The sequence below is a fragment of the Streptomyces sp. NPDC001406 genome, from assembly GCF_042895285.1.
Taxonomy (GTDB): domain Bacteria; phylum Actinomycetota; class Actinomycetes; order Streptomycetales; family Streptomycetaceae; genus Streptomyces.
Genome location: NZ_JBIAWG010000005.1, coordinates 427,035 through 449,073, shown reverse-complemented (window position 1 = coordinate 449,073; position 22,039 = coordinate 427,035). Strand labels below are relative to the sequence as shown.

16 protein-coding genes are annotated in these 22,039 nt (G+C 72.5%); 13 read left to right on the top strand and 3 right to left on the bottom strand.

Translation table 11 applies throughout. The annotated features are described in order from the left end of the window. Nucleotides 1–10 precede the first annotated feature (10 nt). Nucleotides 11–4,153 (top strand): CHAT domain-containing protein, encoded by a 4,143-nt coding sequence (locus tag ACFY1J_RS15065; RefSeq protein WP_390708609.1) that lies wholly within the window; start codon nt 11–13, stop codon nt 4,151–4,153. A gap of 4 nt (nt 4,154–4,157) precedes the next feature. Here the strand turns inward: ACFY1J_RS15065 and ACFY1J_RS15060 are convergent, their stop codons facing one another. Then, entirely contained in the window at nt 4,158–5,936 is a 1,779-nt protein-coding gene (locus tag ACFY1J_RS15060) for a caspase domain-containing protein (protein WP_390731304.1), read from the bottom strand. Nucleotides 5,937–6,033: 97 nt separating this feature from the next. Here ACFY1J_RS15060 and ACFY1J_RS15055 point away from each other — a divergent pair, with 97 nt between their 5' ends. The 6 genes from ACFY1J_RS15055 (at nt 6,034) to ACFY1J_RS15030 (ending at nt 11,499) form a co-directional block, all read left to right on the top strand. Continuing rightward, nucleotides 6,034–6,495, top strand: a complete 462-nt coding sequence (locus ACFY1J_RS15055) for a hypothetical protein (protein WP_390731303.1) — start codon at nt 6,034–6,036, stop codon at nt 6,493–6,495. Between the two features lie 58 nt (nt 6,496–6,553). Next, nucleotides 6,554–8,380 carry a hypothetical protein gene (locus ACFY1J_RS15050; RefSeq protein ID WP_390731302.1) on the top strand — a complete coding sequence of 609 codons (1,827 nt, stop codon included), beginning with the start codon at nt 6,554–6,556 and terminating at the stop codon, nt 8,378–8,380. Beyond that, nucleotides 8,377–8,715 carry a hypothetical protein gene (locus ACFY1J_RS15045; protein ID WP_390708613.1) on the top strand — a complete coding sequence of 113 codons (339 nt, stop codon included), beginning with the start codon at nt 8,377–8,379 and terminating at the stop codon, nt 8,713–8,715. The genes ACFY1J_RS15050 and ACFY1J_RS15045 overlap by 4 nt, the downstream gene beginning before the upstream one ends. Then, nucleotides 8,712–9,263 carry a hypothetical protein gene (locus ACFY1J_RS15040; RefSeq protein ID WP_390708614.1) on the top strand — a complete coding sequence of 184 codons (552 nt, stop codon included), beginning with the start codon at nt 8,712–8,714 and terminating at the stop codon, nt 9,261–9,263. Before ACFY1J_RS15045 ends, ACFY1J_RS15040 begins: the two co-directional genes overlap by 4 nt. 49 nt (nt 9,264–9,312) lie before the next feature. After that, nucleotides 9,313–10,878 carry an AAA family ATPase gene (locus ACFY1J_RS15035; RefSeq protein WP_363293937.1) on the top strand — a complete coding sequence of 522 codons (1,566 nt, stop codon included), beginning with the start codon at nt 9,313–9,315 and terminating at the stop codon, nt 10,876–10,878. Nucleotides 10,879–10,962: 84 nt separating this feature from the next. Further along, nucleotides 10,963–11,499 (top strand): hypothetical protein, encoded by a 537-nt coding sequence (locus ACFY1J_RS15030; protein ID WP_390731301.1) that lies wholly within the window; start codon nt 10,963–10,965, stop codon nt 11,497–11,499. A 4-nt stretch (nt 11,500–11,503) separates the two neighbouring features. On the opposite strand, the gene ACFY1J_RS15025 is transcribed toward ACFY1J_RS15030, so the two are convergent. Further along, the gene (locus ACFY1J_RS15025) at nt 11,504–12,859 is read right to left on the bottom strand and encodes a M14 family metallopeptidase (RefSeq protein ID WP_390708616.1); all 1,356 of its coding nucleotides are present in this window, start codon (nt 12,857–12,859) and stop codon (nt 11,504–11,506) included. A 364-nt stretch (nt 12,860–13,223) separates the two neighbouring features. Between ACFY1J_RS15025 and ACFY1J_RS15020 the strand changes: the two genes are divergently transcribed. The 3 genes from ACFY1J_RS15020 to ACFY1J_RS15010 all read left to right on the top strand — a co-directional run bounded on the left by ACFY1J_RS15020 (nt 13,224) and on the right by ACFY1J_RS15010 (nt 17,115). Then, nucleotides 13,224–15,542, top strand: a complete 2,319-nt coding sequence (locus tag ACFY1J_RS15020) for an ATP-binding protein (RefSeq protein WP_390708617.1) — start codon at nt 13,224–13,226, stop codon at nt 15,540–15,542. A gap of 37 nt (nt 15,543–15,579) precedes the next feature. Then, nucleotides 15,580–16,500: an anti-sigma factor RsbA family regulatory protein gene (locus tag ACFY1J_RS15015; protein ID WP_390708618.1), complete on the top strand. Its 921-nt coding sequence runs from the start codon at nt 15,580–15,582 to the stop codon at nt 16,498–16,500. Nucleotides 16,501–16,632: 132 nt separating this feature from the next. Then, complete coding sequence (locus tag ACFY1J_RS15010; RefSeq protein ID WP_390708619.1) at nt 16,633–17,115, top strand: ATP-binding protein; 483 nt, start codon at nt 16,633–16,635, stop codon at nt 17,113–17,115. 73 nt (nt 17,116–17,188) lie between these two features. Here ACFY1J_RS15010 and ACFY1J_RS15005 read toward each other — a convergent pair whose 3' ends face one another. Beyond that, entirely contained in the window at nt 17,189–18,892 is a 1,704-nt protein-coding gene (locus ACFY1J_RS15005; protein ID WP_390708620.1) for a chitinase, read from the bottom strand. 247 nt (nt 18,893–19,139) lie between these two features. Here ACFY1J_RS15005 and ACFY1J_RS15000 point away from each other — a divergent pair, with 247 nt between their 5' ends. The 3 genes from ACFY1J_RS15000 to ACFY1J_RS14990 all read left to right on the top strand — a co-directional run bounded on the left by ACFY1J_RS15000 (nt 19,140) and on the right by ACFY1J_RS14990 (nt 22,026). Continuing rightward, on the top strand, nt 19,140–20,000 hold the full coding sequence (locus ACFY1J_RS15000) for a hypothetical protein (RefSeq protein WP_390708621.1): 861 nt from the start codon (nt 19,140–19,142) through the stop codon (nt 19,998–20,000). 67 nt (nt 20,001–20,067) lie between these two features. Then, the gene (gene cpaB / locus ACFY1J_RS14995) at nt 20,068–20,769 is read left to right on the top strand and encodes a Flp pilus assembly protein CpaB (protein ID WP_390708622.1); all 702 of its coding nucleotides are present in this window, start codon (nt 20,068–20,070) and stop codon (nt 20,767–20,769) included. A gap of 12 nt (nt 20,770–20,781) precedes the next feature. Then, nucleotides 20,782–22,026 carry a CpaE family protein gene (locus tag ACFY1J_RS14990; RefSeq protein WP_390731300.1) on the top strand — a complete coding sequence of 415 codons (1,245 nt, stop codon included), beginning with the start codon at nt 20,782–20,784 and terminating at the stop codon, nt 22,024–22,026. Nucleotides 22,027–22,039: the final 13 nt, after the last annotated feature.

Genomic DNA, 22,039 nt, shown 5'->3' with positions numbered 1-22,039 from the left:
TCCGGGCAGTATGGGCCCTGTGACCGACGACCTCCTCGAAGAGCTGGCCGCCGAGCGCGACCAAGTGCTCGACGCGCTCGCCCAGTTGTCCTCCGGCGACCCGGACGCGCCCGGCATGTGCGGGTACGCGGGCGAGTTGAGCCACCGGCTGTATCTGCTGCGCGCCCGGGGCGCGGACGCCGAGGAATTCGCCCTGGCCGTCGACGCGTTCGAGCACGCCTTCCGCAAGCCCGGCGCGGAGCCGGTGTGGTCGGCCTGGCGGATCCGCTTCGGGCATCTGCGGGCCGTGCAGTACGAGGAGGAGGGCGAGCGCCGACTCCTCGACGAGGGCTGGGAGTTGCTGCGGGACGGGGTCGACGGGCTGGCGGCCGACGACCCCGACTTCGGCAACGAGCGGGCGTGGGGCCGGTATCTGCTCGCCGTCTGCGCCAAGACCCGCTACCTCGCCGCCCCGGACCCGGACGCCCTCGACGAGGCCCTGCGCCGCCACGCCGACGCACTGGACGACGTGGAACCGGACGGAGAGGAGCAGGCCGACCTGCGGACCGCACTGGGCTTCCTCCAACTGCAACGAGCCCGACGGTACGGCGACTTGGAAGCCGCCGCCGAGTCGGCCGCGCAGTACCGCGCCGTACTCGGCACGGCCGGGCCCGCCGACCTCCCGCACATCCGCTACAGCATGGGCCTCGCCACGATGCTGCACGGCCGGGCCACCGGCGACCAGGCGGAGCTGGAGAGGGCCCGGGACGCCTTCGACACGGCCCTCACCGAGGCCCGCAGGGCGGGCGGCCCCGAGCCCGACTGGGCCTTCGAGGCCGAGGTCAACGCCATCTTCGTACGCGCCGTGATCTGGTCCACCTGGAAGGACGTCGGGCACGCCCTCGCCGCCGAGGTCGAACTGCGCCGGCTGCTCGACCGTCCGGGCGCCGAGGCCCAGTTGCTGCCCCAGTACCTCGACGCGTTCGGACGGCTGCTGTACGAGCGGGCCGCCGAACGCGACGACGCCGAGGGCCGGGACCGCGGGATCGCGCTGGTACGGCGGTCCGTGACCGAGTGGGACCCGGACCGCGACGGCGAGATCGCGCCCGCCGCCCTGTTCCTCGCCCTCCTCCAGCAGGCCCGCTACCACGACGACCCGGACCCGCGCCGGGCCCAGGACGTCCTGGAGGCCGCCGGACGGCTCCTGGACGGACAGCACGGCAACCATGAACTGACGCAGTCGGCCCTCATGCTGGACGGCTGGGCCCGCTTCACCCTCGCCGAGCACGGACTCCTCGCCCGGACCGACGACGGGCTCCCGGAGGGCCTCGACGCGGAGGCGTTCCGCGGGACCGTCGACACGATGCTCGACGACCTGCGCGAGGGACGCGCCTTCCTCGACTTCGGCGAGGAGGAGTTCCTGCGCGGCATGGAACGGGACGTGACCGGCCGCAGACGCCGTATCGAGGGCTTCGAGAAGGCCCTCGCCCAGCTGCGCGCCGCCGAACCGGGCAGCGCGGGCCGGGCCCAGCTCGCCGCGATGATGCTGTGCAACCTCACCGTCGTCGACCCGGAGGGCACCTACATCACCGCCGAACACCGGCGGGAGCTGACCGAGGCGGTGCTCGAACGCGCCGAGCGGGACCCGGCCTGGCGCGGACAGGCACACGTCGTCGCCGGCATGGCCCGGCTGCACGAGGAGACGACCGTCGGCACCGGCGCGGGCCTCGACGAGGTGCTCGCCCACTTCGACCGGGCGCAGGAGGCCGGCGTCCCGGAGACGGACGGCCACGGCGGCTACGGCCTCGCCATGGCCCGGCTCATGGCACAGACCCAGCGCGGCCAGACCGGCGGCGCCGCCGACGACATGGAGGCGGGCGCCCGGACCTGGCGCCGGCTGCGCGACGACCCCGCCCTGCCCGCGCACCTGCGCCGCATGATGGACCTCCAGCAGGCCGGCTTCGACGCGCACACCGCCGTCCAGCGCGGCGACCTGGCCGCCGCCGACCGGCACATCGCCGCGCTCACCGAGGGCCACGCCGCCATGAGCGAGGAGGACCCCTCCCGCATCGAGATCTACACCGCCCTGGAGAACGCCCGCGCCGCCCGCGACAACCTCGCCCGCACCCTCGGCGCCCCGCCCCTGCCACCGCTCCCCGGCCGCCCCGGCGCGGCCGAACTGCGCCGCCAGGCCCGCAGACTGCCCCGCGACCACCGCGCCTGGGTGCTCGGCGACGCCGGCATCACCCGCTTCACCCGGGCCGGGGCCGCCATGGACGGACCCGGCATCGCGGAGGCGATCGGCCTGCTCAAGGAGGCCCACGAGCTGTCCGAGCCGGGCAGCGACAGCCGCCTCAGATACGGCCACTGCCTCGGCATCGCCCACTGCGCCCTGTCCGGCCTGGAGTTCGACCGGGTCCGCCGTCGCGAGCGGCTGGCCCGGGGCATCGAGCTCCTGGAGCGCGGGTTCGCCGAGGCGGGCGGGCCCGAACACCGCCTGTACGCCGAGATCGGCCTCGCGCTCGCCCGTGCCCACCGCACCCGCGACGACCTCCACCGCCGCGACCGCGCCTCCGCCCGCACCCTCGGCCTGACGTCCCTGCGCGGCCACGCCTGGGCCGCACTGCTCCAGTCCGGCACCGACCACGCCGCCCTCGCGGCCGCCCACGCAACCCGCTCGGCGCTGGAGGTGGCCGGCTGGTGCCTCAAGGACGACCGCCCCGAGGAGGCGCTCCAGGCCCTCGACGCCTGCCGCGGCCTGGTCCTGCACGCCGCGCTGACCTCCACCACCGTGCCCGACCTCCTCACCACGGCGGGCCGGGCCGACCTCGCCGAGGAATGGCGGGCCACCGGCGCGGACGCCACCGACCGGCCGACCGACCCGCTGACGGCCGTCCGCGCGCCCCTCGCCGTCCCCAGCACCCTGCGCCGCCGCGTCCTCACCGCGCTCACCGACACCGAGGCCGGCGCCCCCCTCGCCGCCCGGCTCCTCGACCCGCCCGCCCCCGAAGAGATCGCCGAGGCCCTGCGCGTCCTCGCCAAGGACGCCCTCGTCTACCTGGTCCCGTCGTCCGACGACGCGCCCGGCACCGCCCTGGTCGTCACCTCCAACGGCACGGTGCACGCCATCCCCCTGCCGACGCTCTCGGAGGACGCGGCGCCGCTGAAGGAGTACGCCCCCGCGGGCGCCCTCACCCGCGACCTCGGCCCGGTCCCCGGCTCCGCGTTCGCCGCGGCCTCGCCCTCTCTGCGCAAACAGCTCGACCGCCTGTGCGGCTGGGCCTGGTACGCCGCCGTGCGCCCGCTCCTTGAGGCCTTCGAGATGCCGCGGGGCCGGCTGCCCCGGCTCGTCCTCGTCCCCATGGGGACGCTCGGCCTGGTCCCCTGGCACGCCGCGTGGGAGGCGGGCGGCCCGCGCGGGCGCCAGTACGCCCTCCAGGCCGCCGAGATCTCCTACGCCGCCTCCGCCCGGCTGCTGTGCCAGGTGGCCGCCCGCCCCGCCACCGACCACACCGGCGGGGCGCTGGTCGTCGGCAACCCCACCGGCGACCTCCATTACGCGGGCGAGGAGGCCGACGCCGTCCAGCGCGCCTTCTACCCCCGTGGCCGCTTCCTCGGCCGCCGCGGGACCGGCCCGGCGGACGGCACGGGCACCCCGGGCGAGGTGCTGGACTGGCTGCGCGAGGGCGCCGACGGGGGAGTGCTGCACCTCGCCTGCCACGCCTCCGTCGCCGCGAACGCCCGCCGCAGCTCCTACCTCTCCCTCAGTGACGGCCAGTTGGCGGCCGAGGAGATCACCGGCGCGGGTGCCGGGGACGGCGGCGGCCCGGCACTCGTCCTCCTGGCGGCCTGCCGCAGCCATGTCTCCGGCCGCGGCCACAACGAGGCCTACAGCCTCGCCACCGCCTTCCTCGTCGCGGGCGCCCGCTCGGTCGTCGGCTCACTGTGGCCGGTCCCCGACGAGGCGACCTCGGTCCTGATGTTCCTCACCCACCACTTCCTGCGCACCCACGGCGAACCCCCGGCGAAGGCCCTGCGCCGGGCCCAGCTGTGGATGATCGACCCCGACCGCGAACTGCCCGCCGAACTCCCTCCGGCCCTGGCCGACCGCGCCCGCCGGATCGATCCGCACGACCTGAGTGCGTGGGCGGGGTTCACCCACCTGGGCCGCTGATCGGCTACGGCACGAGCGTGCGGAGCGGCACAGTGACGGCGGTCCAGCGGCCGGGCCCTCCCCCGGGGACCGGTCCCAGGTCGCGGACGCCGGAGGGGGCCCAGGGATCCCAGGCGGGCAGTTGGAACGGCAGCGTGTTCAACTCCCCTTCCGCGACGATCAGCTTGAGCCAGTCCCGCCCCTCGGCCCCGGGCACGGCCGGACGGCCGCGTGGCAACGACAGCTGTACGGGCTCGCCGTCCAGCGCGTACCCCGTACGCCCGGGGCCGATGAAGTGCCCGGGATACAGGAGGGAATGGCAGGCGTAGCCGTCGGTCAGGTCCAGCAGCAGGCACCACAGCGTGCGGTCGGGGGAGCTGTTGTGCAGCCGGATCGAGACCCAGGGCGCCTGCCCGTCCGTGTACGGACAGACGATCTCCCCGGCGGCGTCACATCGCAGTGGCTCGTCGGAGCCCCAGGGAGTGATCTCCACCCGTACCAGTTCGTCGAGCAGCGAGGGCCGCGGAGTCATGTCGCGCAGCTGGTGCCAGCGGGTGAGGTGCGTCAGACAGTCCACGACCCGTCGTGCGTCCGCACCGCCGCCGTACGGCAGAGGCTCGCTGAACGGCGTGCCGTCGCGCCGCAGCACCGCGGCCGCACCGTCCCGTACCCGTATCCGGAAGTGCAGATCACCGGCGTCTTCGGGCCCGTTCACCAACCGCACCAGTGGCGCATCCGAGAGGGCTTCGGCCAGCTCCCGTACGTCCGGGGCGGGCCCGTCGACCGCCACCGTCCCGGGCGGCAGCGCGACCGCCGAGAGTTCCACCGGATAGACCCGATCCTGCTCCGGCACCCACCCGACGGGCGTGACCAGCGTCCGGCCCACCCCCACTTCCCACGCCTGTACGACGGATCGTCCGTCCACCACCGCGAACTCCGTCCCCCGTGCCCCCGCACCGTGCACGCTGCCGCAGTCCACCTCCCAGCCGTCCGGCCCATGGCTGAGCAGATGCGGACTCGGCGCCCTGCCCGCCCCGCCTCCCAGGAACGGCCGGTCCGCCGCGCCGCCCGGCAGATCCGGGTACAGCACCGGCCGCTGCCCGCTGCCGAGTCGCTGCACACCCACCGCGGCCGTCACCAGCAGTTCCCGGCAGGTGGCGTCGTCCCCGGCGGCGCGGGCCGCGTCGACCAGCGCACGCGTGAACGCACCCTGCCGCACCCCGTCGAACCAGCCCTCGAACGACTGCTGGTCGAGCCGGCACGCGGCCAGCAGCAGATGCCGGGGAGTGGTGCGGGAACCCTGCGTGTCACGTGCCCCCAAGTCCCAGGCGGGCAACGGCGGTGCGTACCGCGCTGTCAACTCCGCGTCGCGCGAGGCACCCCCGGAATGGCAGCAGTCCAACACCGCCACCACCTGCGCACCCCCGCCCGCGACCGTGTCGAGCAGCGCGCCCAGCCGTTTGTCCAGCAGCGGGCCGTCCACGCAGACCAGGGCCTGGTTGAGCCCTGTCGCCTCGATCAGCAGGTCGTGGCCGGTGGCCTCCCGCTGGGTGCCGTGCCCGGAGAACCACAGCAGCGCGGTGTCCCCGTCGTCCGCCGCGCCCAGATGCCGTACGACCGCGTCCGTCACCGCGTCGACCGTCGCCTCGTCGTCCAACAGGACCATGACGTCGGCCCGTTCGCCCGCGAGGTCGGTCAGCAGCCGGTGTGCCGCGGCAACGTCGTTGGCGCAGCCACCCAGTGGTGTCGCCACGGATTCCGGATAGTCGTCGACCCCGACCAGGAGCGCCTTGATCCTTCCCATGGGTCCGAGTGTGTCAATTGCGCTTCGAGCTCGCACTCTTGACGTGACGTCACTAAACTTTGCTCCTGGTAACACCACCCGTGACATCGGGGGACACATGGGGTACACCGAACGTCCGCGACGTATCGTGCGGCCCACGCTCGGCACCGGACAGTCGCACGCGCCCGCCGCTCCCGCACCCGCGCCCGGCATCGCGCGCCGCGAGCTGTACGGGCCACGCTCCGCAGCACTGCTGGAGGCCGTGCGCCGGCTCGACGCGGGGCTGGACGAGCAGGCGAGCCGCTCGCTGGCGGACTGGGTCCGGGAGCAGTACACGACGTCGTACGGCTCGGTGCCGCTCGGCTTCGTCGCGCGCTGCTGTCTGGGCCCGCCGTACGTCGACCACCAGCTCAACCTGTTCCACGTCATCGTGCGGCACTTCGCCCCGGCCGAGCAGATGCCCGAGCCGTTCTCGGCGGCCCGGATGCTCGCCCGCTCGGGCGGCTACGCCTACGTCGAGGTGTACGCCGACGGCCTGGTCCTGCCCGTACTGGACGACGGCACGGTCGTACGGCCCTGAGCCGGCGCCGCCCCCACGCTCCACACCCCCAGACGCAGCACGCGAACGGAGTTCCCGCATGTCCGAGGTCGACCTCGCCCTGCACCGCAAGGTGCAGGAAGTCAGCAACCTCGTCATCAGGCTCAGCGAACAGGTCGGTTCGGTGTCCGGCCAGGTCTCCACGGTCGAGTCCAACCAGCAGCAGACGCGTACCGAGCTCCAGCAGCTGCGGGACGAGTTCCTGGCCTTCGTGAGACAGGCCGAGTCCACGGCGAACGTGCAGCGCGCCGAGACCCGGATCGGGGCCATCGAGGACAAGATCGACCACGAGTTCGGCCATCACAAGACGGTCCGGCGCACCGCGGTCGGCATGCTCCAGGCCTTCGACGTCGGCCTGGTCTCCGAGGAGAACGTCCGGATGGTCAGCGACCAGCTGATGATCCAGACGCCCCGCTACTGGCTGGCGCCCGCCCTGGTCGCGCTCGCCTCCTGGTCGGCCGACGACCGGCAGCTGTGCGACCGCGCCGTCGACGAGGCGTTCCGCCGCTCGCCCGACCGCACCTCGCTGTTCTTCGCGCTCACCCTGCGCCGCCAGGGCCGGTCCGAGTCGGCGGTGCGCTGGCTGCGGCACTATCTGCTGGCCCAGGACCCGGCCGCCCTCGGACGTGAGTTCGCCGTCATCCTGGAGGCCATCGCGCAGGGCGCCTTCGGACTCGTCGGCCGTGATCTGCTCGACCGCACCCTCGCCGAGTGGCGCGCCCAGCTGATGGACAGCGCGGACGCGCAGGCCCGGCAGATCAAGCGGTGGCGCGACGAGATCGAGACGCTGCGCGCCCCGTCCGGCCAGGGCGAGTTCCCGCGGCTGGCCGCCGTCTCGCCGCAGTGGGTCATTCTCGACGGCGTGCTGTCCGCCGCGCGCGGGCAGACGGCCCTCCTGGACAAGTACAAGGCCATCCTGGAGCGGGAGTTCGAGCCGTCCGAGCGTATCGAGGACGCCGTCGACGACATCCTCGACCGGCTGGTCTCCGAGTACGACAACGAGGAACTGCCGCTCCGCCGCGACCTCGCCTTCAACCAGGCGGTCGTGGACCACGACGGCGACCTCGGCGCCGCCCGGCAAACGGCCGACGCGGACGCCGCCTCGTACGAGGAGACCCTCGACTACCTCACCGTGCAGACCACCGCGGCCCTCAACCCGCAGGCCATCGGCACCTCCCCGGCCACCCAGCGGCTGGCCGTGGCCGCCTGCCACGAGTGGTTCCAGCAGGCGCACGCCGGCCACACCCGCGACTACCGGGCGGCCGTGCCGCAGGATGTGCAGGCCCAGTTCGGCACCGCGCACAGCGTCGGCGCGCAGACCTTCCAGCTGCCGCCGTGGATCGGCTCGTTCACCCAGCCGCTGGCCACCCTGGAGAAGGCGCTGAGCGACCACTGGGACCACTACACGGGCCCGTTCGTCGACGCGCTCGCCTACCCCTGGCTCAAGAAGGCCGCGCCGCTGGTCGCGGTGGTCGCGGGCATCCTGCTGGTCTTCGTCGGCATCTTCCCCGGGTTCGCGTTCGGCGCCGCCGCGATCGTCGGCATCGTCTGGGGCCTGGTCCTGTACAACGGCTCCCAGACCGCCAAGCGCAACCAGGACGCGGCGCGTGAGCTGCTGGCCCGCGCCAAGACCGAGTCGCTGCACCAACTGCGCGCCGCATCCGCCGAGCTGACGGACTGGTACGAGAAGTTCCAGGCCGCCGACCGGGTCGAGGCCCGGGTCCGCGAGCTGATCGCCACGCTGCCGACGGCGGGCGGCGGCGCCTCGCCGTTCGAGGGCCGCACCGTACGCAAGGAGCCCGAGGCCAAAACGTCCGAGGCCGAGGAGCCCGTGACCAAGGCGCCCGAGGAGGACACCGTCCGATGAGCACCCCGCCCCCCACCGCCCAGCCCGACCCCACCCCCCCGCCGCCGTACAGACCGCCGGCCGACTCGCCCTGGGCGGCGAGCGTCCCACCGGCGGAGGCTCCGGCCGCGCCGTGGAGTGCGGCCGCCGGGCAACCCGGCCAGACTCCCGCGGCTTCCCCGTGGGCCGCCTCCGCCGACGGCGCACGCGCCCAGAGCTCCCCCTGGGCCGCCCAGCGCCGTCCGCAGCAGGAGCGGGTCACCAGCAGGCTCCGGCGGGTCGTCGAGGGGCTGCCCGACTGGGAGCCGCTGCCGCCCGGCGAGACCGTGGTGCGCCGGCCGGGCAGCACGTCGTGAGCGGGCTGTGGGGCGACGGCGGCGCCTACCAGGCATGGGTCGGCTTCCTGCGCCGCTGGGCCGCCCTGGAACCCGCCGACCCGGCCACGCTGCCCGCGCTCGTCCAGGAGCAGTACGACGCCGACACCTGGGTGCGCCTCACCGAGCACCTCACGACCGCCCTGGACACCCGGCTCGGCACCTGGGCCGAGTCCCTCGTCCGCGCCCTGGACCAGGCCCGGGACGAGTTCTCGTACGGCCGTGAGCTCGCCCAGGCCCGCACCGGTCTGCACACCGTCCGCGCCCTGGCGGCCCACCCCGGTCTGCCCGAGTCCCTGCGCATCCGGCTCACCGAGCTGGTCGACCGCCAGATCCCGCAGGTCCAGGCCCAGTTGGAGCAGAACCTGGACCACGAGGCCCGGCGCGGCGCGGACCCGAGGACCGTCGAGCGCCGCCGCCGCACCCTGCGGGACAACGCGCTGACCGGAGCCCTCACCGTGCGAACGACCCAGGACGGCTGGGCGTACGACCCGGCGGCACCGTCGCGACGGCGCATCGTGCCCGGGTGAGCGGCCCCGCCGCCCCGCCGCCCGCAATCCACCCTTCGAGAAGGCCCGAATGTCGAACTACGCCGAGAGCCTCAGCCACCTCGACAGCTATATCTCCGCCCGCGTCCCGGTCATCGCGATGCGCACCATCGAGCAGCAGCGCGCCCTGAGGCTGCTGCGCGAGGCGGCGACCCAGTCCCGGCGCAGCAGCATGCCGTTCTGGATCTACACCCGGGCCACCGGCCTGCGCGACCTGCGCACCAACGCGCCCGTGCAGGACGACCGTTCGCTCACCGGCGCCATGGACTTCGCCGCGGCCCAGTTCGGCAGCCGCGCCAATGCCACCGTCGTCTTCGTCGACCCCGACGAGCTGGAGTCGGACACCCCGGTCACCCGGCACTTCGCCGAGCTGGCGCGGCTGGCCGACAGCAACATGGGCAGCATCGTGCTGATCACGGACACACCGATCTGGAGCGGTCTGCAGCGCCTCGGCATGAGCCTGCGTCTCGACCTGCCCGACTCCGAGGAGATGTACGGCATCCTCAGCGGTTTCCTGGGTGATCACCACGGCCACATCCCCATCGAGTGGACCGAGGAGGACGCACGCCGTGCCGCGGAGTTCCTGAGCGGGGTCACCGAGGCGGAGTGCGTCAACCTGATGGCGACCATCGCCGCCAAGGGCTCGATCCGGCGCGACGACGTCCTCGGCCTCGCCCAGGCCAAGGACCGCATCTTCAGCGACCTCACGGGCCTGGAGCGGGTGCAGCTCAAGCAGAGCGACTACGCCATCGGCGGGCTGAGCGGTCTGCGCACCTGGCTGGAGCGCAAGCACGACATGATCTCCCGCGACCTCAGGCACACCGCCCTGCGGCCGCCGCGCGGAGTGCTGCTGGTCGGCGTCCCGGGCTGTGGCAAGTCCCTGTCCGCCAAGGCCATCGCCCACGACTGGAAACTCCCGCTGTACCGGCTCGACATGGCCTCCATCCACGGCAAGTACCTCGGTGAGTCCGAGGGCCGCTTCCGGGAGGCGCTCGCCATGGCCGACCGGGTGGCGCCCTGTGTCCTGTGGATCGACGAGATCGAGAAGGGCCTGGCCGGCCGCGACGACATGTCCGGCGTGCCGCAGCGCATCATCGGCCAGTTCCTCTACTGGCTCCAGGAGTCCCAGTCGCGCGCCTTCGTCGTGGCCACCGCCAACGACATCCGCAGCCTGCCGCCCGAACTCCTGCGCAAGGGCCGCTTCGACGAGCTGTTCTTCGTCGACCTGCCCGACGCCCAGGACCGCAAGGAGATCATCCGCATCTACCACCGGCGCTATCTCCAGGCGGACCTCGACCCCGACCGGCTGGACCGGCTCGTCGACCTCTCCGAGGGCTTCGCCGGCTCCGACATCGAGGCCGCGCTGCACGACGTGGGCGAGGAGGCGGTGCGCCGTGGCGGCGTGGGCCAGCTGAAGGACTCGTATGTGATGGACACCTTCGCCCAGGTACGCCCGCTCAGCGTCAGCAATCCCGAGCAGATCGAGGAGATCCGTGCCTGGGGCCGCGAGCGCGCGGTGCCGGCCGGCCGGGCCGCGGTGACACCGGTGCCGGGCGACGGGGGACGGACGCGGCGGATCGTGTTCATGGACGAGTAGGGCCGAGGACGAGCAATCGGGGTGAACCCGGGTGAAGGGTGGTCCGGCTGGTTCCGGCACAGGTATGTCGTCCATACTGCCGCCGTGGAGCAGCGCATAGGATCGAGCAGCAAGCCCCTGAAGGGCGCCGGATTCGACCCGGCCTTCATCCCCGGGCTCACCTCACCCGAATCCGCGGAGCCGGAGGACGCCGAGCCGGAGACGGACGAGGCGGAGGCCGAGGCGGCGGTGTCGGACGAGGACGCGGCACCGGTGGAGGCCGCGGACGCCGAGGCGGCGGAGGAGGCCGAGGACGCCGAGGAATCGGCGGAGTCGGAGGAGCCGGAGGAGTCGGAGACCCCGGAGGGTCCCGTCTTCGAGGCCGCCGACCGTCGCGCCAAGATAGTGGCCGACCACAAGGGCGTCCGCCTCACCCTCGACGAGGAGTCCTGCGAGTTCCGCTGGGACGAGATCGGCGCGGTCGAGACGGAGGCCCCCCGCTTCGGCAAGCGCTTCACCGTCACGGTGCACACCCCTGACCGCCGCTGGTACCCGATCGAGATCGAGGCGACGGCCAGGAGTCGCTTCAAGGAGTGGGAAGAGGAGCTGGACGCGGTGCTGGACGCCTACTTCGAGGAGTGACCGGCTAACTGCAGTACTGGGCTTCCTTCCCGATCGACCGGTACATGCAGTCCGCGTTCTCCAGCAGCTGGAACACCGCGTCGCGGTTCCGGGAGGTCTCCCGCTCGATCACCTCGTCGGGCGGGTAGAACCCCCCGTTCCAGGCGGACGTCGGATACATCTCGAAGGTGTAGTCGAAGATCTTGTGCGCACCCCAGAGGTAGTCGTCGATCGACCCGTCGGTGATGTACAGGTCGCTCGCCTGCTCCGGCGTGTACCCGTTGCTGGCCGCCATCTTCTGCCCCACGGCCTTGAACGCGGCGGCGTCGTCCGCGGTCATCCCGGTGTCCGTGTCGGAGTAGGTGTAGCCGTACGGCCACAGCACCAGCTCGCTGTACGTGTGGAAGTCGATGCCCGCCTTGATCTGCTGCTTCCCGCCGACGACCCGGCCGCGCACGAAGTCGGAGACGACCTTCACCTCGGGCGCGGACTCCGCCGCGGAGCCCCGGTAGGTCTCGGAGGACTTGGAGCCCGAGGACCCGCCGCAGCAGCCCCACTTGTAGTTCCAGTTGCGGTTGAGGTCCGTGCCGACGTACGACGACCCGCTGTTGGGCTGCCGGTTCTTGCGCCACGAGCGGTAGGACCCGGTGGCGATGTCGTACTCGCCGCCGTCGGGGTTCAGGTCCGGCACGATCCAGATCTCGCGGCTGTTGACGATGTTGGTGACCCGTGAGTCGGTGCCGTACCCGGCTCCCAGTTCGCGCAGCAGATACAGGGCCATCTCGACGGTGAGGTGCTCGCGGGCGTGCTGGTGGAAGGTGAGGAGCACCTCGGGTTCGTTCTCGTCCGTGGCCACGTTGTCGCTGACCTTGATGGCGACGATGTCCCGGCCCTGGTACGACTTGCCGATCACCCGCCTGCTCATGATGGCCGGGTAGGCGGCGAGCCGCTGGTCGATCTCCGCGTTCATCTCGGCGTAGTTGTGGTACTTCGAGTCGGCCGAGGGGAAGTCGAAAAGCCGCAGCTCGTCGGCGGGGCTCGACCGGTCGGGCGCGGCACCCGACGGCGTGACGTCGTAGCCGAGTTGCCTCAGCTGGCGGATCTGGGCGGCGCGTCCGGAGACGACCACGGTCTCCTCGTCCGCCTCGTCCACGGTGACGCCGGTCTGCTGGATGGCCGTGCGGGTCACGGGGGTGGTGCCCTGGTGGATCTCGTACTGCCGGACGTCGTCGGCGGAGGGTGCCGCCTTGCGGGCGCTGTCGGCGGTGGCGTGCGTGGCCGTCGCCGACACGGGTGCCGCGAGTGCGAGGGTCAGCAGGGCGCCGAGGGCGGCGGTCCTTCTGCTGCCGCGGGCGCCTGAGCCGCGTGTGCGAAGTCGCATGAATTCTCCTTGGATCTCCAGGAATTCCGGGGTCGCCGGATGTGGGGTGGAGCGGAGCTGGGGGGTGCTTCAGTGCGACGTGCAAGGTGCGGATGCCGTGCGTGGGCCGTGCGTTGGCTGTGCTTCGGCCGTGCGTGGGCTGTGCGTGGGTTGTGCGTGGGTGGCGCTCATGGTGAGGCGTTGGCATGGCTAGGTCAAGGGCAGTTCAGCGGTATCGGCCCAAACCGGCCGGGCAGTGTACGCGCGCGCCGACCGACCGGAGTGTCCCCGGTCAAAGAGCACTCGTTGGCGTGATGAGCGCGTGCGGACCCGCGCACCCCCGGGGAAGAGTGGGGGGTCCGGCCAAGAGGAGGGCTGGCTGATCATGGGCGGATCAGCGCCACGACGCGACTCTCGCCGGCCGGTCGAGACGACCAGCTTCGTCGACCGGCGGGACGAGCAGGCGCAGGGCCGTGAACTGCTGGCCATGGCACGTCTGGTCACGCTCACCGGTCCCGGTGGCGTCGGCAAGACCCGCCTCGCCGGACGGATGGCAGCCCGCGTCGAGCGCGCCTTCCCGGACGGTGTGCGCCACGTCCAGCTCTCCGGCCTGCACGACCCGGCGCTCGTCCCGCTCGCCGCCGCCGACGCGCTCGACCTGCACGACTACTCCGACCAGCCCCCGCTGGACGCCCTGGTGGAACAGCTCCTCGACCGCCGCCTCCTGCTGGTCGTCGACAACTGCGAACACCTTTCGGCCGCCTGCGCCGAACTCGCCGCCGCCCTCCTGCGCGGCACCACCGGCATCCGCATCCTCGCCACCAGCCGCCACCGCCTCGGGCTCACCGAGGAGCACCTCATGGAGGTACGTCCCCTGCCGGTCCCCGACCCCGACGGCGACCTGTCCGCCGCCGAGGCCCACCCGGCCCTGGCCCTGTTCGCCGACCGCGCCGCCGCCGTCGTCCCCGGCTTCCGCCTCACCCCCGGCAACCGCGCCGCCGTCGCCCGCCTCTGCGCCCGCCTCGACGGCCTCCCGCTCGCCATCGAACTCGCCGCCGTCCGGATGCGCGTCCTCGGCATCGAACAGCTCCTGGCCCGCCTCGACGACGGCTACCGCCTGCTCTCCGCCGGCAGCCCAGCCGTCCCGCCCCGCCACCAGACGCTCCGCGCGGCCGTCGACTGGAGCCACGAACTGTGCACCGGGCCCGAGCAGTTGGTGTGGGCGCGGCTGTCCGTGCTGGCCGGGAGCTTCGACCTGGAGACGGCGGAGGCGGTGTGCGCGGACGGCGAGCGGATCGTGCCGTACGACGTCCTCGAAGCCGTCGCCGGGCTCGTCGACAAGTCCGTGCTGGGCCGCGAGAGCGGGCCCGGCGGGGTGCGCTACCGGCTGCTGGACACCCTGCGCCACTACGGCCTCGACCAGCTGCGCGAGCACCCCGGCGAGGAGACGGCCGCCCGGTGCCGCCAGCGGGACTGGATGCAGGAGCGGGCCGCCGGATACGAGAGACGCTGGTTCGGGCCGGGCCAGCGGGAGATCGTGGCCCGGCTCCGCGCCGACCAGGACAATCTGCGCGCCGCCCTCGACTTCAGCCTCACCACACCGGGCGAGGAACGCGCCGGGCTGCGCCTCGCGGGCACCCTGTGGTTCTACTGGCACGCCTGCGGAGCACCCCGCGAGGGCCGCTACTGGCTCGACCGCGCCCTCGACGCCGACCCCGGGCCGAGCCGGGAACGCGCCCGGGCCCTGTGGATCTCCGGTCTGCTGGCGGGCTGCCCCGAGGACCTCACCCGCGGACTGCGCCGCGCCGAGGAGGCCCGTGCCCTGGCGCAGGACCTCGGCGACCCGGCCGAGGCGGCCCACGCCGACTACGTCATCGGTGTCGTCCAGCTCTTCGCCGACGACCTGCACACCGCCCTGAGCCACTACGAGTTCACCGTCGCCCGCGGCCCGGTTCCCGGCCAGCACCTCAGCCTGCACGGCCTCGACCTGGTCGAACTCGCCTGCGCCCTGGCCCTGCTGGGCGAGGCGGACCGCGCGGTCGCCGTCTGCGAGGACGCCCTGCGCCTGTGCGAGCGGCACGACGAGGAGTGGGTGCGCTCGTACGTGCTGCGCATCCTCGCCCTGGCCCACGCCGTGCGGAAGGACTGGCGGCGCGCCGAGCCGTACGCCTGCCAGGCCCTGCGCCTCAAGCTCGATGTGCACGACGTCATCGGCATCGGACTCACTCTCGACCTGCTGGCGCGGCTCGCCGACGGGTCCGGGGCCGCCGAGCGCGCCGCCGTGCTGCTCGGCGGCGCCGACCGGGTCTGGTCCGACATCGACCGCGACCGCTGGGGCTCCGAGGCCCTCAACTCCGCCCGGCGCGACTGTGAGACGCGGGTGCGCGCGGCGGTGAAGCAGCGGACGTACGAGCTGGCGTACGACCGGGGCGCCGGGCTCGGCCTCGGCGAGATCGTGTCCTACGCGCTGCAGGACCCCCAGGACACCGGCGCGGGGCGGGAGCCGGCCCCGGCGCCGCGGCTGACCCGCCGGGAGGCCGAGGTCGCCCGGCTCGTCGCCGAGGGGCTGGCCAACCAGCAGATCGCCGACCGCCTGGTCATCGCCCGTCGCACGGCCGAGGGCCATGTGGAGCGGATCCTCAGCAAGCTCGGCTTCAGCAACCGCAGCCAGATCGCCGCCTGGGTGACGGCCCAGCGCCGATGACTCCCACCGTGAGGGACGTACGACAGATGGGGAACCCATGAGTGCAGACACGCGTGCGCAAACCGGCCCGGTCCAGGGGGACTTCGACCATCGTATGGCGGTGTTCGGCTCGGACCACGAGTTCGTGGCGGCGGCGCTGCCCTTCCTCGCCGAGGGCCTGGCCGCCCCCGACGAGCCACCGCCCGCGGCCATCGTCGCCCCCGCCCGTCTCGACCTCCTGAGGGCCGCCCTGGGGCTCGACGCCTTGAGGGTCGCCTTCATCCCGCACACCGACTGGTACACCGGCTCCGCCGCCAACGCGGTGGCCCGGAGCGCCGACTACCTCGCGGCGCACGCCGGCCCCGGCGGCCGTATCCACCTCCTGATGGAGCCGGACTGGGCGGGCCGCGCGGGCAGTTCGCCCCGTGAGACCGCCGAGTGGATCCGCTACGAGTCCCTGGCGAACCTCCTCTTCGCCCCCTTCTCCACGACGGCGATGTGCGCCTACGACACCCGTACCGCGGGCCTCGCCCTCGTCGAGGCGGCCCGCCGGGCGCACCCCGCCACCGGCGTCTACGAGCCCCCGCCCGCCCTGGTGCGCGAACTGGACGCCGTACCCCTGCCGCCGCCGCCCGACGACGCCACCGCGCTGTCCTCCCCGACGCACGAATCCGTATGCGCGTGGTCGGAACAACACGGACTCCCGCCCGCCGACGCCGAGTTGTTCACCGCGGCGGTCACCGACGCGGCGGCCGAGCTCGGCCCCGTCACCGGCACCCTGCTGTGGGGCCGGGCCCCGTCCTGCGTCTGCGAGCTGCGCCTGCCGCACCGTGTCGCCGACCCGCTCGCCGGCTTCGTACCGCCGCCCACCGGGGATCTGGAGCCCGGGCAGGGCCTGTGGTTCACCCGCCAGGTCTGCGCCTACGTGGACGTACGCGACCACGCCCAGGGCTCGACCGTCCGCATCCAGTACACCTAGCGGCGGCTGCGGCCGCGTGTACGCACGCATGTCCGCATCCATGCATACGCGGGTGCCGGGCGAACCGGCGCAGGTACGGATTCGGGTATTCCTCCCCGTGTGGGCGGGTATACGGGAGGGCACGCTGTGAACATGCTGCATCCTTCCGGAAGAAGCCTTCCGGACCCCGGCCCTCAGTACGCCGCGTATCCGCAGCCGCCCATACGGGCCGGCCATCTGAGCGTCGAGTACGACCCCGTTCCCTCGGCGGCCCACGAGGCGCGCTCGGTCGTGCGCAGGCAGCTGGAGGAGTGGGGGCTCGCGGAGCGGGACGAGGTCGTCGACGTGGCCGAACTCCTGGTCAGCGAGCTGGCCACGAACGCCCTGCGGCACGCGGCGAGCCCTTTCCGGCTGACCCTCCTGGCCTCCCACGGCGTCCTGCGCTGCGAGGTCGCCGACACCGACCGCCGCGCGCCCGTGGTACTGGACGCGGGCATCACGGAGAGCGGCCGGGGCATGACCCTGGTGGACGCTCTCGCCCGCCGCTGGGGCTGCCACCGCGAAGGCCCGGGCAAGACGGTCTGGTTCGAACTCGGCACCTGCGACTGCGACGGCTGCGACCACCGCCGGCCGTAGCCCCGAAAAGCCCGGACCCCCGGCGGCCCGAGTGGTCGCCGGGGGTCCTTGTCCTGCCGCCTTCCGGTCGCTCCTACGGCAGTGCGTGCACGTGCGGGGCCACCGAGTTCGACCAGGCGTTGCCCGCGGACGCGTCCCAGTTCGTCGACCAGGTCATTGCGCCCCGTAGGCCGGGGTAGGTCTTCGACGGCTTGAAGGTGCCGCAGGCCGTGGCCTTGGTCAGGCAGTCCAGGGCGTTGTTCACCACGGTCGGTGAGACGTAGCCGCTGCCCGCCGCGCTCGTCGAAGCAGGGAGGCCGAGGCCGACCTGGGACGGGGACAGGCCGCCCTCCAGCTGGATGCAGGCCAGGGCGGTGAGGAAGTCCACGGAGCCCTGGGAGTAGACCTTGCCGTCGCAGCCGAGCATCGAACCGCTGTTGTAGTACTGCATGTTGACGACCGTGAGGATGTCCTTGAGGTTCAGGGCCGTCTGGAAGTAGGAGTTCGAGGTCGACTGCATGTCGATCGTCTGCGGAGCCATCGTCAGGATCAGGGACGAGCCCGCCTTCGCCGACAGCGCGCGCAGCGCCTGCGTCATGTACGTCGCGTTGAGGCCGTTCTCCAGGTCGATGTCGACGCCGTCGAAGCCGTACGTCTGCATCAGCGAGTAGACCGAGTTCGCGAAGTTCGTCGCCGACGTCGGGTCGCTCACCGACACCGTGCCGTTCTGGCCGCCGACCGAGACGATGACCTTCTTCCCGGCCGCCTGCTTCGCCTTGATGTCCGCCTTGAACTGGTCGACGGTGTAGCCGCCAAGACCGGCCGAGTCCAGGTTGAAGGTCACGGCGCCCGGCGTCGAGGTCGCGTCCGCGAAGGCCACCGCGATGATGTCGTACGACGAGGGCACATCGGAGATCTTCTGGACCCTCGCCCCGTTGTTGAAGTTCTGCCAGTAGCCGGTCACCGCGTGCTTGGGCAGGGCGCCGCCGCCCCCGCCCCCGCCTCCGGTCGCCGTCGTCGTCCCCGTCACTGCCGCCGACGTCGGCGACTCACCCGCCGAGTTGGTCGCGGTGACCTGGAAGGAGTACGACGTCGACGCGGCCAGGCCGGTCACGGTCGCCGAGGTGCCGGTCACCGCCGTCACCTTCGTGCCGTCGCGGTAGACGTTGTAGCCCGTCGCGCCCGACACCGCGTTCCAGGACAGCGACACCGACGAGGAGGTCGTACCGGACACGGCCAGGCCGGCCGGTGCGCCCGGCACCGTCGGGGCCGGGTCGCCGCCTCCGCCGCCGTCGGGGCCGTACACCGACACGTCGTCGGCGTAGTACGCGGGCTGGCCGTACCAGCCGTGCGTGTACACCGTGACCGACGTCGTCGACGCACCCGTCGTGAACGAGGTCGACAGCTGCTTCCACGACGTGGAGTCGGGGGTCCACGTCGACACGTCCGTCGTGCCCGTACCGGTCACGCCCAGGTATGCGTAGCCGCCCTGCAGCCACGCGCTCAGCGTGTACGACGAGTTCGGCTTCACCGCCACCGTCTGGGAGCACTGGGCGTAGTCCTGCCCGGCCGGTGTCGCCTTCAGCGCGGCCGTGCCGGAGTGGGCGGGGGAGGAGACCGTCGTACCGCTGCTCGCGGAGCAGGTCCAGTTGCTCAGGGCCGACTCGAAGCCGGCGTTCTTGACGTTGTTCACATCCGCGGCGGATGCCGGACTCCCGGACATCCCCGCCAGTGCCACCGCCGTCGAGAGGGCGGCGACCGCCGACCAGGTTCGTGTGCGTCGTCTCTGTCTGGGCATGACAACAAGTTGGTCCAGACCAATCCGCCTGTCAATAGGTCCAGACCAAATGAAATACCTGCCGGATGCTCAACCTGTCCTGATTTGACGGGTCTTGCGCACGCACGGATCCCGACCAGCTACCCAAACGCTGTTCTCCGGTCACGGAGCCGTGGATACAGTGCTGAGGTAGTCACGCAATGAAGTCGTCCCGGCGCATTGGAGTAACACCGGTGGGCCGACGGGTGGGAAGAGCGGGGAGCTGCGCGTGCCAACTGCCATTGCCGTGACCAGCGCCGACCTGGCGCTGCCGCCGCAGGACGAACGGACCGTGCCCGCCGTCGTGCTGCGGGATCTCGACAAGCGGCCGCTGGAGCATGCGCTCGCCGAACTCCAGGGGCTCGTCGAACAGCACGGGCATGTGATCGTCGTGTGCTCGCAGGCCGTACCGGCCGCCGTGACACAGCGGCTGCACACCCTGCGCTCGCTCATGGAGAGCGACCGCATAGCCCTGTTCCGGCCCGAGCTGCCACCGCTCGGGATCGCCGTCCTGGCCCGCCAGTTGAGACAGCTCGCCTCCTGCGACCTCAGCCCCGGCGTCCTCGCCTCCGCGGGACGGCTGCTCACCCACTACATCCACTCCGGCGCGGTCCTCGGCTCCGTGGCCAGGCTCGACCGCGTCCCCGTGAGCCTGAAGGCGCACGCCAAGTCCTGGGTGCCCGGCAGCCAGTTCGCCGTCCTCGCCCATCCCGAGCCGCAGCTCGTCCGGGTCGGGCCCGGCGCCACCCTGGCCGGTCCCGAGTTCGCCACCTGGATGCTCGTCGCCAAGGGCCAGTTGCAGTCCGAGTGGACCGGCACCCTCTCCAAGGCCTGGAGCGTGCACGGGCTGCGCGAGACCCCGCTGCCCGCCGAGTCCGCCCACTGGTGGGGCACGAGCCGGGTCGTCGAGTTCTGCAGCTACCTCGCCGACCTCTCCGTCCTCTACCAACTCGTCACCTCGGTACGGCAGAACAGCTGCCACTGGTGCGGCATCGACGTCATCGGCGACCGCTGCGTCTTCTGCTCGGCCACCCCGCCCGGCCATGAACCACCCGCTCCACGGGCCCTGGAGCAACGAACGCCCGCCTGATGGGCCCGGCCCGCTCAGTCCCCTTCGATCCCGCACGACCGATTCCCCCAATGAGGTTGCACGGTTCATGAACTCCCGTCAGCGCCGCGGCGTGATACTCCTGATCCTGTCGGTGCTCTGCGCGCTCGGCGCGTTCGCCGGCGTGCTCTCCGTCATCGACGACGTGAAGTCCAAGGTCGGCCCCGAGGTCACCGCGTACCGGCTGAGGTCCGACGTGGCGCCCTACACGACGCTGAACACGGGCCAGTTCGAGAAGATCAAGATGCCCAGGCGGTGGCTGTCGGCCAACGCGGTCACGAGCCTGCGCCAGATCGACGGCAAGATCGCCGTGACCACCCTGCGCAAGGGCTCCCTGCTGCAGACCGACATGATCGTCGAACAGCCCGCGCTGCAGGCGGGCCAGCAGGAGGTCGCCATCATGATCGACGCGGCCACCGGCGTCGCCGGCAAGATCACCCCGGGCTCCCGGGTCAACGTCTACGCCACCTTCGAGGGCAAGAAGCAGGGCGACCCCGACCAGTCCAAGATCATCGTGACGAACGCCCGGGTGCTCGACGTCGGCAAGCTCACCTCCCTGGAGCCCGACAACAAGAACCAGCAGCCCACCGACGCCGTCCCGATCACCTTCGCGCTGTCCACCATCGACGCCCAGCGCATCACCTACGCCGAGTCGTTCGCCCAGCGGGTGCGGCTCGCGCTGGTGGCACCCGGCAGCGCGACCACCGTCCCGGACAAGGACCGCACGTACGAACTCGCGACGGACAAGTGAGAGGCGGCCCGCATGCCCACCAGGATCCTCCCGGCCGTCTCGGACGCGGACGCGGTCCGCTCGCTCACGACCCTGCTCAGCCAGCTGCCCGACGCCGAACCGCTCGTCCCGGTGACGGACTCCACCCAGCTGATCGACACCCTCGCCCGCCTCGCCGCCGAGTCCGTCGACGAACTGCCCGAGGTCGTCGTCGTGCACGAGCGCATCGGCCCGGTCCCCGCACTGGAGCTGATCCGCGAAGTCGCCCTGCGCTTCCCGGCCGTCGGCGTCATCCTCGTCACCACGGACGTCAGTTCCGGGCTCTTCTCCGCGGCCATGGACTCCGGCGCCCGCGGCCTGGTCGGACTCCCGCTCAACTACGAGGAGCTGGCCAGCCGCGTCCATGCCGTCGCCCAGTGGTCCAACGGCGTACGACGCCATCTCGGGCACGGCGCCGACGTGTTCTCCGGCGTCGGCGGTACGGTCGTCACGGTCAGCGGCGCCAAGGGCGGCGTCGGCGCCACCCTCACGGCCATCCAGCTGGCCCTGGCAGCCCAGGCGTCCGGCCGCGCCACCGCCCTGATCGACATGGACCTCCAGGCCGGTGACGTCGCCTCCTTCCTCGACGTCCAGTTCCGCCGCTCGGTCGTGGACCTCGCCGCCATCACCGACATCTCGCCGCGCGTCCTCGCCGACGCCGTCTTCCGCCACGACACGGGCCTCGCCCTGCTGCTCGCCCCCGGCGACGGCGAACGCGGCGAGGAGGTCACCGACCGCGCCGCCCGCCAGATCGTCGGCGCCGTGCGCTCCCGCTACGAGGTCGTCGTCGTCGACTGCGGCGCCCAGCTCAGCGGGGCCAGCGCCGCCGCCGTCGAGATGGCCGACACGGCACTGCTGGTGACCACCCCCGACGTGGTCGCGGTACGCGCCGCCAAGCGCACCGTGCGCATGTGGGACCGGCTGCAGATCCGCAAGGCCGAGGAGACCACGGTCGTCGTCAACCGCCACACCCGCGGTACGGAGATCCAGCCGCCGCTGGTCCAGCGCATCACCGGCACCGCACTGGCCGGCACGGCCGTTCCCGCCAACTTCAGGGAACTCCAGAGCGCCGTGGACGCCGGACGCATCCACGAGCTCGACAGCAGGAGCACGGTGAAACAGGCCCTGTGGCGGCTCGCCGGAGAGCTGGGACTCGCGCGTGCGCCCGAAGGCTCCCACCGGGGCGGCCGGATGCGCGGGGACCGGGGGTCGGTGAGTCTGCGGCGGAAGAAGGAGTGAGGGGAAGTGAGGG

Excerpts from the sequence above, each read along its gene's own strand:
- ACFY1J_RS15065 (WP_390708609.1), top strand. The coding sequence starts at position 11 with ATGGGCCCTGTGACCGACGACCTCCTCGAAGAGCTGGCCGCCGAGCGC.
- ACFY1J_RS15060 (WP_390731304.1), bottom strand. The coding sequence starts at position 5,936 with ATGGGAAGGATCAAGGCGCTCCTGGTCGGGGTCGACGACTATCCGGAA.
- ACFY1J_RS15055 (WP_390731303.1), top strand. The coding sequence starts at position 6,034 with ATGGGGTACACCGAACGTCCGCGACGTATCGTGCGGCCCACGCTCGGC.
- ACFY1J_RS15050 (WP_390731302.1), top strand. The coding sequence starts at position 6,554 with ATGTCCGAGGTCGACCTCGCCCTGCACCGCAAGGTGCAGGAAGTCAGC.
- ACFY1J_RS15045 (WP_390708613.1), top strand. The coding sequence starts at position 8,377 with ATGAGCACCCCGCCCCCCACCGCCCAGCCCGACCCCACCCCCCCGCCG.
- ACFY1J_RS15035 (WP_363293937.1), top strand. The coding sequence starts at position 9,313 with ATGTCGAACTACGCCGAGAGCCTCAGCCACCTCGACAGCTATATCTCC.
- ACFY1J_RS15025 (WP_390708616.1), bottom strand. The coding sequence starts at position 12,859 with ATGCGACTTCGCACACGCGGCTCAGGCGCCCGCGGCAGCAGAAGGACC.
- ACFY1J_RS15020 (WP_390708617.1), top strand. The coding sequence starts at position 13,224 with ATGGGCGGATCAGCGCCACGACGCGACTCTCGCCGGCCGGTCGAGACG.
- ACFY1J_RS15015 (WP_390708618.1), top strand. The coding sequence starts at position 15,580 with ATGAGTGCAGACACGCGTGCGCAAACCGGCCCGGTCCAGGGGGACTTC.
- ACFY1J_RS15010 (WP_390708619.1), top strand. The coding sequence starts at position 16,633 with ATGCTGCATCCTTCCGGAAGAAGCCTTCCGGACCCCGGCCCTCAGTAC.
- ACFY1J_RS15005 (WP_390708620.1), bottom strand. The coding sequence starts at position 18,892 with ATGCCCAGACAGAGACGACGCACACGAACCTGGTCGGCGGTCGCCGCC.
- cpaB (WP_390708622.1), top strand. The coding sequence starts at position 20,068 with ATGAACTCCCGTCAGCGCCGCGGCGTGATACTCCTGATCCTGTCGGTG.
- ACFY1J_RS14990 (WP_390731300.1), top strand. The coding sequence starts at position 20,782 with ATGCCCACCAGGATCCTCCCGGCCGTCTCGGACGCGGACGCGGTCCGC.